Source organism: Mesorhizobium sp. M0633 (assembly GCF_040320645.1).
GTDB lineage: Bacteria > Pseudomonadota > Alphaproteobacteria > Rhizobiales > Rhizobiaceae > Mesorhizobium.
In genome coordinates this window covers 170,692-184,273 of the sequence record NZ_JAMYQC010000011.1, presented here as the reverse complement: position 1 = coordinate 184,273, position 13,582 = coordinate 170,692, and the positions used below count along the sequence as shown (strand labels likewise).

Sequence of the window (13,582 nt, the reverse complement as noted above, 5' to 3'; positions counted from 1 at the left end):
AATGGGTAAAAAATTCCAGCAAGCACTGCCTCGGCTGCTCCGCGGGGCGCCGCGACGATGACAGCGCCGGCCACCGCCCTGAAGCATACGGCGCAGAACGGCGCTGCCGAAGCCATCCACGTCGAGAACCTGCACAAGAATTTCGGCAAGCTGCATGTATTGAAGGGCGTTTCGCTGTCGGCGCGCGATGGCGAGGTGATCGCCATCATCGGCGGCAGCGGCTCGGGCAAATCGACGCTGCTGCGCTGCATCAACTGCCTGGAGAACCCGACCAGCGGCATCATCCGGGTCAATGGCGAAGAGATAAAGCTGAAGGCCGACAGCTACGGCCACACCGTGCCCGCCGACCGCAAGCAGATCGAACGCATCCGCTCCAAGCTCGGCATGGTCTTCCAGAACTTCAATCTGTGGAGCCACATGACGTTGATCGAGAACGTCATCGAGGTTCCCGTGCATGTGCTCGGCGTCAAGCGCGATGTGGCGATCGGCGAGGCGGAAAAATTGCTCGCCCGCGTCGGCCTGGCCGAAAAACGCGACGTCTATCCCGCCTATCTGTCGGGCGGCCAACAGCAGCGCGCCGCGATTGCCAGGGCGTTGGCCATCAACCCGCGCGTCATGCTGTTCGACGAGCCGACCTCGGCGCTCGATCCGGAGCTGGTCGGCGAGGTGCTGAAGGTGATCGGCGACCTGGCGCGCGAAGGCCGCACTATGGTGCTGGTCACCCATGAGATGAAGTTTGCCCGCGAGGTCGCGACGCATGTCGTCTACCTCCACAACGGGCTGGTCGAGGAAGAAGGGCCGCCGGAACAGATCTTCGGCGCGCCGAAATCCGAAAGGCTGAAGCAGTTCATCCGCAACATCAGTTAAACTGTGGGCGGACGAAAACCGGGAACAACAACAAAACTGGGAGTCATGACGATGAAGATTATTCTCAAGACCTTTGCCGCAGCGCTGCTGCTCGGCGTTGCCGCGATGGGCGTGGCCAAGGCCGATCCGGTCAAGATCGGCGTCGCCGCCGAACCCTATCCGCCCTTCGCCTCGCCGGACGCTTCCGGCAAATGGGTCGGCTGGGAGATCGAATTCATCGATGCCGTCTGCGCCGAGGAGAAGCTCGACTGCGTCATCACCCCCGTCGCCTGGGACGGCATCATTCCGGCGCTGACGACCAAGAAGATCGATCTTATCGCCGCCTCGATGTCGATCACCGCCGAGCGCGAGAAGACGATCGCCTTCTCGGACAAATATTACAACACCCCGACTGCGATCATCGGGCCGAAGGACCAGAAGTTCGGCTCAACACCGGAGGACCTCAAGGGCAAGATCATCGGCGTCCAAGTCTCGACCGTACACGCCGACTACGCCAAGAAGCACTTCGCCGACGCGGCGGAAATCAAGGAATACCAGACCCAGGACGAGGCCAACCAGGATCTTGCCGCCGGCCGGGTCGACGCGGTGCAGGCCGATTCCATTGCCCTCGACGCCTTCCTAAAATCGGACCAGGGCAAGCAATGCTGCGATCTGAAGGGCATGGTCGCGCCGGATCTGGCCATTCTCGGGCCCGGCGTCGGCGCCGGCGTCCGCAAGGAAGACTCCGAGTTGAAGGAAAAGATCAACGCCGGCATCAAGGCCATCCGCGCCAACGGCAAATATGACGAGATTTCGAAGAAGTACTTCGACTTCGACATTTACGGTGCCGACACGCAGTCGAACTGACTGCCTCATCCATGAGCGATTAACCACGCGGCCCCGATAGAGCCGCGTGGTTCGTCGAAATCCATCGACGCGAGCTTCCGCGGGCGGAGATCGCCGGCGGTTTTAGCGCCAGCAATTCGAGGGCGACGCTGATCGACGCATTTGTTCCGGCTTGGGCCGCCTCTGCCATCGCGCTTCTCTCGCCCGTGCCGCCGGGCTGGGGTGGAACGCTCATCGTCGGGCTGCTCCATACGATCGAGATCGCGGTCGGCGCCACCGGTCTCGGCCTTTTGATCGGCATCGGCGGCGCCTCCGGCAAGCTGTATGGTGGTCCGGTGGTGCGCGATCTCCTGGCAGTCTATACGACCGTCGTGCGCGCCGTGCCGGAGCTGGTGCTGATCCTTCTGCTCTATTACGCCGGCACCGACCTGATCAATCAGATGCTGACGGCAATGGGCTATCAGCGCATGGACATTAGCGGGCTGGCGGCCGGCATTGCCGTGCTCGGCTTCGTCCAGGGCGCCTATTCGACCGAGGTGATCCGCGGCGCGATCCTTGCCATTCCGCAGGGCCAGATCGAAGCCGCGCGCGCCTATGGCATGTCTCCCGGCCTGCTGCTGCGGCGCATCACGCTGCCGGCGATGCTGCCGTTCGCCATACCCGGCCTTGCCAATCTCTGGCTGATCGCCACCAAGGACACCGCCCTGCTGGCGGTCGTCGGCTTTTTCGAGCTGACATTGGCGACACGACAGGCGGCCGGCGTCACCAAAGCCTATCTGACATTCTTTATCGCCGCCGGCGCGATCTACCTTCTGTTGACGCTGGTTTCGAATCTGATCATCGGCCGTATCGAGACATGGGCCCGCCGCGGCATGCCGTCGCTCAAGGAGGCCCGTTGATGGCTGGCCCGGTGATGACTGGCGAAGCGGCCGTCGAGATAGCCGCACGCGCTTCGCTGTGGCTGAAGCCGCATCGTATCGTGCTGATCCTGATCGCGCTGGGGCTGGTTTTGGCGGCGGCCGTCTTCATGCGCTGGGACTGGCTGCCTAAATATTACGGGATAGGACTGCTCGGCATCTGGCGCGCGCTGTGGATTCTTGCCGTCACTTGCACGCTGGGTTTCCTGCTCGCCGTGCCGCTCGGGCTGGCGCAGGCTGCGGGCTCGTTCTGGTTCGCGGCACCCGCCAAGGTCTTCTGCACCGTCATCAGAGGGACGCCGCTGCTGCTGCAGCTCTGGTTGCTCTATTACGGGCTGGGCTCGCTGTTTCCACAATATCCATGGATTCGCGAGTCTTGGATGTGGCCCTATCTGAGGCAGGCATGGCCCTATGGCGTCCTCGGGCTGACGCTGTCCTTCGCCGGTTATGAGGGCGAGGTGATGCGAGGCGCTTTCGCCGGCGTGCCGAAAGGCCAATTGGAAGCCGCCCGCGCCTTCGGCATGAGCCGCTGGAGGATTTTCCAGCGAATCTGGCTGCCGCAGGCCTTCTACCGCGCGCTGCCGACACTGACGGGCGAAACCGTGCTGCAGCTGAAATCGACGCCGCTGGTGGCGACCATCAGCGTGATCGACATATTCGCCGTCTCTTCAAAGGTGCGTCAGGATACCTACCTCACCTATGAACCCTTGCTGCTCCTGGCGTTGATCTATATGGCGATCACCGGCATCCTCGTCTTCACCCTGGGCAAGATCGAGGCGCGGATTCCGAACAAGGTTGGTTAGGTGAATAGTGAATGGTGAATAGTCAGTAGTGAGTAGCCCGTAGTGTTACCGGCTAAGTCCCACTCACCATTCACTATTCACCATTCACCCATTCCCTCAGATATCCATGGCAATCACAATGCAACTCAGTCTCGACCAGGCGACAGGGCTGTGCCGGATGGCCGCACTTGGCGCCGGCGCCAACGAAGAGGCGGCGCAGTCGCTGGCTGCCTCGATCGTCGCGGCTGAGGCGGAAGGACTGTCGACCGTCGGGCTGTCGCATTTCATCGATTATCTCGAAGCGCTGGAAGCCGGCCGTATCGACGGCAACGCCGATCCGGTGATCACCAGGCCGGCGCTCGCGGTCTATCTTTCCGATGCGCGCGGCGGCTTAGCGCATACCGGTTTCGACCGCACGATCGATGACCTCGCCAAGGCGGCGCGGCTGTTCGGCGTCGCCATCTTTTCGCAGAAGAATGCTTATACGTGCGGCGCGCTCGGCTATTTCACCGGACGGCTGGCCGCGCAGGGATTGGTGTCGTTCGCCGCCACCAACGGCCCGGCCGTGCTTGCCGGCTCGGGCTCGGTCAAGCCGGTCTACTGCACCAACCCGGTCCTTTGCGGCACCCGCCGCGGACGGGGCGGCGCTGGTCATCGACCAGTCGTCGAGCGCCACCGCCTTCGTCAACATCCGCAAGGCGGCCGAGGACGGCAAGAAGATACCCGAAGGCTGGGCACTGGATGCCAGCGGCAATCCGACCACGGACCCGGCAGCTGCCATGAAGGGCGCCATGCTTGCCTTCGGCGGCCAGCGCGGCGCCAACATCGCGCTGATGGTCGAGGTGCTGGCTGCGGGCCTGTCGGGCGCCAACTGGTCGCTCGATGCGCCATGGTTCAGCGGCGGGCCGGACAGTCCGGGGACCGGCCTGTTCGTGCTTGCCGTCGAGCCCAAGCTGCTCGATCCGGACTTCGAAAAGCGGATGAAGGATCAGCTCGACCGGCTGCGGCGGCGCTATGGCGTGCATGTGCCGGGGCGTGCCCGGGCCGAGGCCGCGGAGAAGGCGGCGGCGCGCGGCATAAGCGCGCCGAAAGCCGTGGTGCAACGCATTTCCGAATTCGCCGCGCGCTATTCGTCCTGAAGAACCGTTTGTCCGATGAGCGGCTGACGAGGCCGGCCGATCCGGCAGCGCGAGCCTACTTCCCGCAATGATGATCGTTGATCGCGTTCACCGCATTCGCGTCCGGTCCTACCCTGTTGTAGGAGCAGGGTTCGGCGGCCGTCGTGAGCAGGTGGTTGTCATAGTAGCGCGGGCCACCGAACAGAATGTCGATGATGTCGCCGTTGGCAGGAACGTAGCGTTCGGGTTGCGCTTGGTGGTGATGCCGGTTTGCCGCGAATGCCGAGGCACCAATGCTGCAGCCTGTTGCGAAAGCCAGAGCGAAGATCGCAACGCATTTTGTCGTCATCGGCAATATCCTCCATTCGGAATCAAATCATACATCTAAAATCGCCGACCGAACAAAGGTTCCTGTTCCTAATGGAGTTGCCGTAAAGCCGGGCCTCGGCGGCGTTTTCTGCCATTTCGAACGGATCCGGAAAATCATGCTTCAACAGTGCCGGGCGACCGATGGTCGCCCTTTGCCTTTGGCGCGAAACCGACTATGAAACGGCTTCAATCAAGCCATCTGGATAGCCCGCCGGAGCCAGCCATGACCGAAATCCTTCAGACCCCAAAGCTCGTCGTCGTTTTCGGCGGCTCCGGCTTTGTCGGTCGTCATGTCGTGCGGGCGCTGGCCAAGCGCGGCTACCGCATCCGGGTTGCCTGCCGCCGGCCCGATCTCGCCGGTCATTTGCAACCGCTTGGCAATGTCGGGCAGATCCAGCCGGTGCAGGCCAATGTCCGGGTCCGCTGGTCGGTCGACCGCGCCGTGCAAGGCGCCGACCATGTCGTCAATCTGGTGGCGATCGCGCATGAGGCCGGCCGGCAGAAATTTACTGCCGTCCACGAGTTCGGCGCGCGCGCTATTGCCGAAGCGGCGCGCGCCGTCGGCGCCGGCCTCACCCACATCTCGGCTCTGGGAGCGGACCTCCACGCGCAATCGGACTACGCGCGTACCAAGGCGCTCGGCGAAAAGGCCGTTCTTGAGACGGTCCAAGACGCCGTGATCTTGCGGCCATCGATCAATTTCGGGCCGGAGGACGGTTTCTTCAACCGCTTTGCCAACATGGCCCGCTTTTCCCCAGTGCTGCCGCTGATCGGCGGCGGGCAGACGAAATTCCAGCCGGTCTATGTCGGCGACGTCGCCGAAGCGGTGGCGCACTCGGTCGACGGCAAGGTCCAGGGCGGCCGGATCTATGAACTCGGCGGGCCGCAGGTGCTTACCTTCAAGGAATGCATGCAAGAGCTGCTTGTCATCATCGAACGCAAGCGGTTTTTGCTGCCCGTGCCATGGTGGCTGGCGAACCTCCAGGCATCAATTCTCGGGCTGCTTCCCAATCCGTTGTTGACCAAGGACCAGGTCCTGCTGTTGCGCCAGCACAATGTGGTGTCGGAAGCCGCCGTCAAGGACAACAGGACGCTCGCCGGCCTCGGGATCCAGCCACGGTCGATCGGAACCATTCTGCCCAGCTATCTCTGGCGCTACCGCGCCGCCGGCCAGTTCCAACGCAAGTCCGCCGCATAACACGAACGGACGTGCGGTTGCCTACGAGCCGCGCCGGGTGACCTGCATCGGCAGGCCGCCTTGCGGCTGCGTCGTCAGCTTCTGCACCGGCCAGGGGTGGGTTTCCGCGGTGGCGTCGAAACGGTAGCGCGACAGCATGATCGCCAACGCGATGATCGCCTCCTGCATGGCGAAGCTGGCGCCGATGCAGACGCGGGGGCCGGCGCCGAACGGCAAATACTGGAAACGATCGATCTTTTCGCGGTTTCCCGGATGGAAGCGTTCCGGCATGAAAGCGTCCGGCCGGTCCCACAATTTCCGATGGCGGTGGACGACCCACGGCATCACCAGCACCGCGGCACGCCGCGGTATGTAGAGGCCGTTCCAGGTTTCGGGTTCGATCGGTTCGCGGTTGATCGACGGCGCCGGCGGATAGAGCCTGAGCGCCTCGTCGAAGGCGGCGCGGGTGAGCGGCATGTCGTCGAGCCATTTCGTCGGGTCGGGCTCGCGCGCCAACACCGCATCGATCTCGTGCTCGATCTTTTCGCGCTCCCACGGCGCTTCGGCAAGGCAGTAGAGCGTCCAGCCGAGCGCCCTGGCCGTAGTCTCGTGGCCGGCACCGATGAAGGTGATGATGTTGTCCTCGACCTCGGCCCGGGTCAGCCCGCCCGGTCCCTCCGCCTTCAACAGCAGCGTGAGAAAATCCTGCGGCACCGTGTCCGAAGCGCGCCTCAGCCGCGCCTCGCGCATCTGCACCGTGTCGGTTACGATCTTGCGGAAGTAGGCCATGGTCTTGCGGCCGCGGATGCGGGTCAGGCGCGGCAGCCAGTCGGGCGCACGCAAAAGGTCGAGCGGATCGACCCGGCCCATGGTCTCGAACAGGCGATCGATCTCCTTGGCGAAGCTACCGGGCTCGCCCGATATCTCGCCCGAAAACAGTGTCTCGGCCAGGATGTCGAAGGTGAGCAGCGTCATGTCGTGGGCGATGTCCGACGTGCCACCTTGCTCGTAACGGGTGACGAATTCGAGCGTGCGTTTCAGCATCGGCTCGGCGAAGCCGAAGATGTGGCGCGGCGTGAACACCGGCGCCATCGCCTTGCGCGAACGCCGCCACACTTCGCCTTCGGCGGTCAGCAGGCCGTCGCGCAGGATTGGCCGCAATATCTTCTGACGCACCGTCGCCATCTTGTAGTTCTTGGCGTTATCGACGAGCACATGGCGGATGAGGCCGGGATCGTTGGCGATGACCAGCGGCCCGCCGACGCCGGTCACCGAAATCCAGGGCTCGTTATAGGTCGGCTCGCCCCACAGTTCGAGCGGATTGCGGTAGACGATGCGGATCATCTCCAGCGTCGAGGGCGGCGCTGTGCGCGGCTTCGGCGCCGGCGGGACGAAGGGGACGGGCTGACTGTCCATGGCTTGCTCCGCTGACACCTCAATCTAGTGGCGGGCAAGGCAGGCGTCCATGTGACCGGACGACAAGGCGAAGCATCCGCTCTCTGGAATGTGACCGGGGCACCGGAAAGTGCCTGCTTGCTGTGTCCGGCTGCGTGTCTTAGGTGGCAGCACCACAGATGCCACTAACCGGCGGGAGCCTGCCTTGAAGCACCAGTTGAACGTCATCATCGGCAGCACGCGGCCGGGCCGCGCCGGGCCGGTTTTCGCAAATTGGCTGGAGAGCTTTGCGCGCGAGCACGGCAAATTCGAGCCGGTGCTCACCGACATCGCGGCCTTCAACCTGCCGGTGCTGGACGAGCCGCATCATCCGAGACTGGGCAAATACGAAAACAGCCACACGAAAGCCTGGTCGAAGGCAATCGACGCCGCCGACGCATTCGTCTTCGTGGCGCCGGAATACAATTATTTCGCCGCCCCCGCGATCGTCAACGCGGTCGACTACCTGCTCAGGGAATGGCGATACAAGCCGGCCGCCATCCTCAGCTACGGCGGTGTCTCCGGCGGCCTGCGGGCGGCGCAGGCGGTCAAACCGTTGCTGACCTCCGTCGGCGTCATGCCGATCCCGGAAGGCGTGGCGCTGCCGATGTACCAGAAGCTGCTCGACGAGACCGGCGCCTTCTTGCCCAGCGAGCAGGTGCTCGGCGGGGCCAGGACCATGCTGGACGAGTTGTTCCGCTGGAGCGAAGCGCTGAAGCCGATGCGGGTCGGCTGACAACGCGAACGGCCGGGCTTGCCGATGCCGTAACTTGCTCATGCCATAAAGAGATGGAATGCTCCGGCAAATGACCGGGCCGGGGCGGTTCGATTTGCGTTTTCTGTTTGCCTTGCTGCTGATCCTCTCGACGGCCTCCGCTGCCGTGGCGGAGCGGCGCGTTGCGCTGGTCATCGCCGAGAACGACTATCGGCTGATCCGGCCGCTCGCCAATCCCGTCAATGACGGTGAGGTTATGGAAACGGTGCTGAGGAAGCTTGGTTTCGAGGTCTTCCTCGAAACCAACCGCGACCTGCGGCGCATGCGCCGGGCGCTCGACGATTTCCGCGAGGATGCCAAAGGCGCCGACGTGGCGCTGGTGTTCTTCTCCGGCCACGGCGTCGAGATCGCCGGCGAGAATCGGCTCCTGCCGGTCGATGCAGACGCGTCGTCGCTCGCTACGCTGGAAAGGACCAGCCTGCCGCTGGAGGTGATCCGCGCGACCGTCGCCGCCACCAGCAAGGTCGGATTGATCGTGCTCGACGCCTGCCGTAGCGATCCGTTTGCGGCTACGGGCGGCGAAGGCCGCGGCGCAACGGCGCTGGTAAAAGAGGTCAGCGACAAGATCCGGCCGGGTCTTGGCCGCATCGGGCGGGCAGAAAACATCCTGTTTGCCTTCTCGGCGGCGCCCGGCGAGACGGCAGCGGATGGGACCGGCCAGAATTCGCCGTTTACCGCGGCGCTGACGAAGTACCTCGGCACCGAAGGTCTCGAGATCCGCTCCGTGCTGACGCTCGTGCAGCAGGAGGTCTACGACCTCTCGCGCGGCAAGCAATTGCCCTATGTCGAGAGCGGCCTGCCGCAGCTGTTCTTTGCCGCCTCGGCCAAGGAGAAATTGCCGGAACGCGAACGCTTGTTGCTGGCCATGGCCGAGGTGACGCCTCAGATGCGCGGCGAAGTGGAGAAGATCGCCAGCGACGCCGATATGCCGCTGGCGCCGCTCTATGGCGCGTTGATCAGTTCCGATACCGGCCACCTCTCCGCTGACAGTCTGAACGCCAGGCTGCGTGAGGCAGCCGACGCCTTCGTCAAGGTGCGGAGCGAAATGCAGACGCTTGGCTCCGACGATCTGCGGGTGGCAGCGTTGCGCCGGCAGGCCGAAGAGCAGCTTTCGCTGGGAGCGTTCGATGCCGCGCGTAAAAAGCTCGCCGAGGCAGCCGAGATCGACAATGTCTCGCGCAACGCGCTGAAGGCCAATTTCGTCAGCCGCACGCTCTCCGAGGCCGCAACGCGCTATCTGTCCGGCGGGGCCGCGCGCGCCGACCTCGACTACGCCACAGCCATCAGGGACTATGAGTCGGTGCTCGCGCTTTATGACGAAGCCGGACAGGTGGTGCTGTCGCTCGACGACGCCGACCGCTTGATCCGCACGCTGGACGAGCTCGGCAAGCTCTATACCACGGTCGGCAATATCGATGCGGCTGGCCGTGCCTTCGAGGCGCTGCAAGCCGATCTCGAGCGGCGGTCGCATCATGAAACCGATCCCAACGTGAAGCGCGACTTCGCCGTCAGCCACGTCAAGCTCGGCAACGTGCGGATGGCGCAAGGCAATCTGCCGTCAGCGCTGCAGAATTATGAGACCGCCAAGACCATTCTGCAGGGCCTGACCGAGGCAGAACCGGACAATCTGGAGTGGTTCGGCGACCTCGCCATGGCCGACGACAAGATCGGCAACGTATTGGCGACGCAAGGCGATCTGGCCGGCGCCGCAGAGGTCTACCAGGAAAGCCTGTCGATCAAGAAGCAGCTCGCCGCCGGAGAGCCCGACCGTGCCGAACTGCAGCGCGACCTGACCGTCACCTACGATGAGATCGGTCACCTTGCCCATATCGCAGGCCAACTGGACAACGCACAGGCGGCCTATGAAGAGAGCCTGAAGGTGCGGCTGGCGCTGGCGGCGGACAAACCGGGAGACGCCGACCGGCAGCGTGACGTCTCGGTCAGCCACGATACGATAGGCGACCTGCTGCGCGAACGCGGCGACGCCGCCGGGGCGCTGGCGGCCTACAAGGAAGGTCTGGCGATCGTCAAGCAACTGGCGAAACGCGATCCGGACGACACTGAGTTGAAGCGCGACCTGTCGGTCGGCAACGCCAAGATCGGCAATGCGCTGAGCGACCAGCAGAATTGGCCGGCGGCACTTTCGGCTTATCGTGAGGCACTTTCGCAGGCCAGCGCGCTCGCCGCCGGCGACCCGAACAACACCGAATGGCAGCGCGACCTGTCCGTGTGCATCGAGAAAGTCGCCGGCGTCCTGGCGATACAGGGCGACCACAAAGGCGCGCTGAAAGCCTATCTGGACAGCTACGCGATTGCGCAGAGGCTGGCCAAGCTCGATCCCGCCAATTCCGACTGGCAGCGGGACTTGTCGATAACGCTGTCCGAAGTCGCCACGCTGCGCCTCAGGCAGCGCGACGTCAGGGGCGCCCGGCAAGCCCTTCAGGACAGCTTGGCCATTCGCGAGAAACTTGCCCGGTCCGATCCGGACAACGCCACCTGGCAGCGCGACCTGGTGGTCGCCTATATCGACTACGCCCAAGTCGCAAAGGACCCGAAGGCTATGCTTTCCAAGGCGCTCGACATGACGCTCGAGCTCGACCGGAGCGGGCGGTTGGCACCGCGCCACAAGTTCATGATCAAGTTTTTACGTGAGCGGCTGGCCAGGATCGAAGCCAGGCGCCGGTAGCCGGCTCACGCGATGGTCATTCCGTTCCGAAATGCCTGCAAACCTTGGAAAAACTGCCTTTTGCGCCTATATCTACGACATTAGAAATGCGCGATTCGAAGCCGATTTTTCGCGCTCTGCACACGGCATCAATCAGACAGGTTTTCATGAGCGACCAGACCGACATCGCCAACGGCGTTGAAGCCGAATACGGCGCCGATTCCATCAAGGTTTTGAAGGGCTTGGATGCCGTTCGCAAGCGGCCGGGCATGTATATCGGCGATACCGACGACGGCTCGGGCCTGCACCACATGGTCTATGAAGTCGTCGACAACGCCATCGACGAAGCACTGGCCGGCCATGCCGACCTGGTGACGGTGACGCTCAATCCGGACGGATCGGTGACGGTCATCGACAATGGCCGCGGCATTCCTACCGATATCCACACCGGCGAAGGCATTTCGGCGGCCGAAGTGATCATGACGCAGCTGCATGCCGGAGGCAAGTTCGACCAGAACTCCTACAAGGTGTCAGGCGGCCTGCACGGCGTCGGCGTGTCGGTCGTCAACGCCCTGTCGGCCTGGCTGAAACTGAAGATCCGCCGCAACGGCCAGATCTACGAGATGAGTTTCACACATGGCAATGCCGACGCGCCGCTGCGCATCACCGGCAGTTATGAACAAGACAAGGTCCCCGGCACCTACGAAGGGCGCAGTGGCAGCGAAATCACGTTTTTGCCGTCGTCCGAGACTTTCACCATGGTCGAATTCGACTACGGTACGCTGGAGCATCGGCTGCGCGAACTTGCCTTCCTGAACTCCGGCGTGCGCATCGTTTTGACCGATTCCCGCCATGCCGACATCGTGCGCCATGAACTGCACTACGATGGCGGGCTGGAAGAGTTCGTCCGATATCTCGACCGGACGAAGAAGCCGTTGCTCGACAAGCCGATCTCGATCCGCGCCGAGCGCGACGGCATCACGGTCGAAGTCGCCATGTGGTGGAACGACAGCTACCATGAGAACGTGCTGGCCTTCACCAACAACATCCCGCAACGCGACGGCGGCACGCATCTGGCAGGCTTCCGCGGTGCGCTGACGCGCCAGATAACCGGCTATGGCGACTCCTCGGGCCTGACCAAGAAGGAAAAAGTGGCGCTGATCGGCGATGATTGCCGCGAAGGGCTGACCGCGGTGCTGTCGGTCAAGGTTCCCGACCCGAAATTCTCCTCGCAGACCAAGGACAAGCTGGTGTCATCCGAGGTCCGCCCGGTGGTCGAAGGGCTTGTCAACGAAGCGCTCGGCACCTGGCTCGAGGAGCACCCGACCGAGGGCAAGGCGGTCATCGAGAAGGTCATCCAGGCCGCTGCCGCGCGCGAAGCCGCGCGCAAGGCACGCGACATCACCCGCAAGAGTTCGCTCGGCGTTACCTCGCTGCCCGGCAAGCTGGCCGATTGCCAGGAGCGCGATCCGGCGAAATCCGAGATCTTTATCGTCGAGGGCGACAGCGCCGGCGGCTCGGCCAAGGGCGGCCGTTCGCGCCAGAACCAGGCCATTCTTCCGCTGCGCGGCAAGATCCTCAATGTCGAGCGCGCCCGCTTCGACCGCATGCTCGGCTCCGACATGATCGGCACGCTGATCACCGCGCTCGGCACCTCGATCGGCAAGGACGAGTTCAACGCCGACAAGCTGCGCTACCACAAGATCATCCTGATGACCGACGCCGATGTCGACGGCGCCCACATCCGCACCTTGCTGCTGACCTTCTTCTTCCGCCAGATGCCGGAACTGATCGAACGCGGTCATCTCTACATCGCGCAGCCGCCGCTCTACAAGGTGACGCGCGGGAAGAGCTCGCAATACATCAAGGACGAAGCCGCCTTCGAGGAATTCCTGATCGGCTCCGGGCTGGAAGAAGCGTCGCTTGCGCTCAGCACAGGCGAGGTGCGGGCCGGGCAGGACCTGCGCAGTGCCATCGACGACGCCTTGGCTGTCCGCCAGCTCATCAACGGATTGCACACGCGCTATAACAGAGGCGTGGTCGAGCAGGCAGCGATTGCCGGCGCGCTCAACCCGGAGATCTTCACCGACCTCCGCCGCGCCAACGAGACGGCCGAGCGTGTTGCCCGTCGTCTCGACATTATCGCCGAGGATACCGAGCGCGGCTGGATCGGCCGCATGTCGACCTCGAACGAGGGCATTGGCGGCTATGTCTTCGAGCGAACGGTGCGCAGCGTCAAGGAGTTCGCGCATCTCGACCTGGCGCTGATCAATTCCGCCGACGCACGCCAGCTCGACCGCTATGCGCCGCGCCTGGCGGAAATCTACAGCGAGCCGCCGGTGCTGCGCCGCAAGGATGTCTCGGAAACCATTTCGGGGCCGCTGGCACTGCTCAACGCCGTGTTTGCCACCGGCCGCAAGGGCCTGACCATGCAGCGCTACAAGGGCCTTGGCGAAATGAACGCCGAGCAGCTCTGGGAAACGACGCTCGACCCGAATGTGCGCTCGCTGTTACAGGTCAAGGTTAATGACGCGACTGATGCGGACAGCTTGTTTTCACGGCTGATGGGCGACGAGGTCGAGCCAAGGCGCGAATTCATCCAGGAAAACGCGCTGTCGGTTGCCAATCTGGACATCTGAGCCGCCATCCAGAT

Annotated in this window: 10 protein-coding genes and 1 pseudogene; 9 read left to right on the top strand and 2 right to left on the bottom strand. The window is 63.6% G+C overall.

Annotation, left to right across the window (positions count from 1 at the left end; all coding sequences use genetic code 11):
* Nucleotides 1-57 precede the first annotated feature (57 nt).
* From NKI47_RS14795 to NKI47_RS14775, 5 genes and pseudogenes are all read left to right on the top strand, one after another.
* The gene (locus NKI47_RS14795) at nt 58-867 is read left to right on the top strand and encodes an ABC transporter ATP-binding protein (RefSeq protein WP_023676274.1); all 810 of its coding nucleotides are present in this window, start codon (nt 58-60) and stop codon (nt 865-867) included.
* 51 nt (nt 868-918) lie between these two features.
* Nucleotides 919-1,713: a transporter substrate-binding domain-containing protein gene (locus NKI47_RS14790; protein WP_352568373.1), complete on the top strand. Its 795-nt coding sequence runs from the start codon at nt 919-921 to the stop codon at nt 1,711-1,713.
* Between the two features lie 212 nt (nt 1,714-1,925).
* Nucleotides 1,926-2,591, top strand: coding sequence for an ABC transporter permease (locus NKI47_RS14785; RefSeq protein WP_352578586.1), 666 nt, complete (start codon nt 1,926-1,928; stop codon nt 2,589-2,591).
* Between the two features lie 14 nt (nt 2,592-2,605).
* The gene (locus NKI47_RS14780) at nt 2,606-3,412 is read left to right on the top strand and encodes an ABC transporter permease (RefSeq protein WP_023676271.1); all 807 of its coding nucleotides are present in this window, start codon (nt 2,606-2,608) and stop codon (nt 3,410-3,412) included.
* 106 nt (nt 3,413-3,518) lie between these two features.
* Nucleotides 3,519-4,530, top strand: a pseudogene (locus tag NKI47_RS14775) (Ldh family oxidoreductase).
* A gap of 55 nt (nt 4,531-4,585) precedes the next feature.
* On the opposite strand, the gene NKI47_RS14770 reads toward NKI47_RS14775, so the two are convergent.
* Nucleotides 4,586-4,858 (bottom strand): hypothetical protein, encoded by a 273-nt coding sequence (locus NKI47_RS14770; RefSeq protein ID WP_352591051.1) that lies wholly within the window; start codon nt 4,856-4,858, stop codon nt 4,586-4,588.
* Between the two features lie 243 nt (nt 4,859-5,101).
* Between NKI47_RS14770 and NKI47_RS14765 the strand changes: the two genes are divergently transcribed.
* Nucleotides 5,102-6,076 (top strand): complex I NDUFA9 subunit family protein, encoded by a 975-nt coding sequence (locus tag NKI47_RS14765; RefSeq protein ID WP_352453681.1) that lies wholly within the window; start codon nt 5,102-5,104, stop codon nt 6,074-6,076.
* Between the two features lie 21 nt (nt 6,077-6,097).
* On the opposite strand, the gene NKI47_RS14760 is transcribed toward NKI47_RS14765, so the two are convergent.
* On the bottom strand, nt 6,098-7,471 hold the full coding sequence (locus NKI47_RS14760; protein ID WP_352578578.1) for a cytochrome P450: 1,374 nt from the start codon (nt 7,469-7,471) through the stop codon (nt 6,098-6,100).
* Nucleotides 7,472-7,655: 184 nt separating this feature from the next.
* On the opposite strand from NKI47_RS14760, the gene NKI47_RS14755 reads away from it, so the two are divergent.
* From NKI47_RS14755 to gyrB, 3 genes are all read left to right on the top strand, one after another.
* The gene (locus NKI47_RS14755; RefSeq protein WP_023676267.1) at nt 7,656-8,225 is read left to right on the top strand and encodes an NADPH-dependent FMN reductase; all 570 of its coding nucleotides are present in this window, start codon (nt 7,656-7,658) and stop codon (nt 8,223-8,225) included.
* A 58-nt stretch (nt 8,226-8,283) separates the two neighbouring features.
* Nucleotides 8,284-10,950: a caspase family protein gene (locus NKI47_RS14750; protein WP_352591006.1), complete on the top strand. Its 2,667-nt coding sequence runs from the start codon at nt 8,284-8,286 to the stop codon at nt 10,948-10,950.
* A gap of 146 nt (nt 10,951-11,096) precedes the next feature.
* Nucleotides 11,097-13,568 (top strand): DNA topoisomerase (ATP-hydrolyzing) subunit B, encoded by a 2,472-nt coding sequence (gyrB, locus tag NKI47_RS14745; protein WP_352591003.1) that lies wholly within the window; start codon nt 11,097-11,099, stop codon nt 13,566-13,568.
* The last annotated feature ends 14 nt before the right edge of the window (nt 13,569-13,582 follow it).